At 70.2% G+C, this 2,501-nt stretch carries 1 protein-coding gene; it reads right to left on the minus strand.

Going from position 1 to position 2,501, the window contains the following annotated elements; genetic code table 11:
- Positions 1-290 precede the first annotated feature (290 nt).
- Positions 291-2,501, minus strand: a 2,211-nt coding sequence (locus ACOJSN_RS20670; protein WP_420114366.1) for a glycoside hydrolase family 2 TIM barrel-domain containing protein, incomplete at its 5' end; no start/stop codon positions are given.

Below are 2,501 nucleotides of genomic sequence, written 5' to 3' on the forward strand. Positions count from 1 at the left end.
GATCGCCGCCGATGTGACCGGCGCGCGCGGCGTCGATCGTGCGCACCACCGACCGCCGCACCCGCTGAGCGGCCTCGTGGATCATGGTCACTCGTTCGGCCTCGTCGGCGGCGGCGATCGCCTCGCGCTCCTGCCGCCACCGGGCGACCTGCTCGAGGTCCGCAGCCAGCATCGAGGTCCCCGTTCGTTCAGATGTTGCCGTGAGCATACCTATTCCATCTCGACTGTTCTTGCGCCATGGTAGCGCGTCTGCGAGCAGAAGGGATCACATGCTCCGTTGATCTCCTCGCTCAGTCGGGATCGGTGACGGTCAGCACCACCGAGTACCGCGTGGGCTCGATCGGCACCTCGTATCGGGCGGGGAGCGCAGGCCCGACAGAGGAGCTGCCCAGACCGCGCACGGCATGGTCGAGGTGGACGAACACCGTGTCACGCACCGGCACCTCGTACGGCTTTCGCGCGGCATCGAGGTCGTGGTTCGTGCAGCGCCGCACGGAGACGTCGATCGGCGCTTCGGCATCGATCCGCAGCCCGGGCACCCCGGCGCCGGCGAGCTCGGCCCACCGGACGCGGTGCCGGTTGCCGTTCTCCTGCGGGTACGGATACTCGGTGCCGAGCGCGTCGATCGGCACCGACCAGCGACTCACAGCGGCTGCGGCGTGGCTGTCCGCGTACGACTCACCCGGTCCGTGACCGAACCAGGTCAGCGTCGCCAGCTGCGCAGGCAGCGCGAGCCGGACACCGAGCCGCGGTAGCACCGCATCGTGGTGCCCATACGGGGTGTCGTGCCACGGGCCGGTCGGCGTGAGATCGATCGTCAGCCGCACCGAGCGCTCGCCGTGCGGCTCCCACGTGAAGGCCGTCTCGAGGCCGAACGGCTGCGTGGCGGGCGCGACCCGCCCCCGCACCGTGACCGTCTGCTCCCTCACCTCGACGCCGTCGACGCGGTGCAGCATCCGGTCCATCCCGACCGCACGCCACACCTTGGCCGTGTTGTTCCGCGCGCCCTGACCGTGGTCGTTCTCGGTCGGCGCGCGCCACACGTCCACCTGCAGGTCGCTCAGCGCGAGCCCGGCAAGCGACCGCACCGCACCGGTGTCGGCCGCCAGCACGAGCGGCCCGACGGCGATCGTGTCGTCGCCCACCCCCACCTCGCCGACCGGCTCGGTGAGGTCGCTACGCGCCTGCGGGCCGCCGTCGAGCACTCCCTGACCCCACGCGAGCGGGTGCCCGGAGGGCGCCCATGAGGCGTCCTCGCGCAGCGTCGCGGTGATGGTCAGCCAGGTCTCGCCCGCGCCGGGCACCAGCTCCGGGAGCGGGATCTCCACCTGCGCATGCTCGCCGGGCCCGAGCACGGGCACGCTCACCTCACCGGCGGCCTGCTCGACGCCGTCGCGCTCGAGCCGCCACCCGTAGGCCAGGTGAGCGGTGTCGCGGAACTGGTACCGGCTCGTGATCGTGGCGCTCGAGCCACTCACCTCGATCCGTACCGGCTCGTTGACCTTCGCGTACTCCAGCAGCCCGGGCGAGGGGGTGCGGTCCGCGAACAGCAACCCGTCGTGGCAGTACCGCTGCCCGTTCGGGAGGTAGTCGATGTCGCCGCCGTGCCGTACGTACACCTCGCCGGCCTCGGTCACGGCCTTGTACCCGTGGTCGATCCACTCCCACACGAACGCCCCACAGAAGCGGTCGGATGAGGAGAAGATCTCCTCGTAGTCGGCCAGTGAGCCGGGGCCGTTGCCCTGAGCATGGGCGAACTCGCAGAGCAAGAACGGCAGCGCCCGACGGCGTCGCTCGCCCTCGGCGTCCTCCGCCAGCACCTCGGGGGTCTCTTCCTCCCGGCGGCCGATCGCAGCCACCTCGTCCAGCGAGGGGTACATCACGCTGTAGAAGTCGCTGTTGTGGTAGGTCCGGTCCCGCTCGTAGTGGATCGGACGTGAAGGATCGCGGTCGCGGATCCACGCCTCGATCGCGTCGAATCCTTCACCGCCCTCACTTTCGTTCGCGAGCGACCAGACGATGATGCTGGGGTGGTTCTTGTCTCGCTCCACCATCCGTTCCGTGCGTTCCAGCATCGCCGGAGTCCAGGCCGGATCGGCAGGCGGGTTCCCCTCCCAGCCGGCGTAGATGAAGCCGTGCGTCTCGATGTCGCCCTCTTCGACGACCCAGAGCCCGTACTCATCGCACAGCGACAGGAAGTCCGGGTGCGGCGGGTAGTGCGCCGTGCGGACGGCATTGAGGTTGTGCCGCTTCATCATCAGCACGTCGGTGAGCATGTCGTCGTAGCTGAGCGAGCGACCCCGCTCCCAGTGCTGCTCGTGCCGGTTGACACCGCGCATCCGGATCGGGGTGCCGTTGACGGTGAGGATGCCGCCCTCGATCGCCACGGTCCGGAACCCGATGCGCTGCTCGACGCTCTCGCCGGCGGCGCGCACCACCAGGTCGTGCAGCGTGGGGCTCTCGGCGCTCCACGGCGCCACGTCCGCGATCGTGTGCTCGAC

Origin of the sequence: Pseudactinotalea sp. (genome assembly GCF_048594945.1) — a bacterium.
Taxonomy (GTDB): domain Bacteria; phylum Actinomycetota; class Actinomycetes; order Actinomycetales; family Beutenbergiaceae; genus Pseudactinotalea.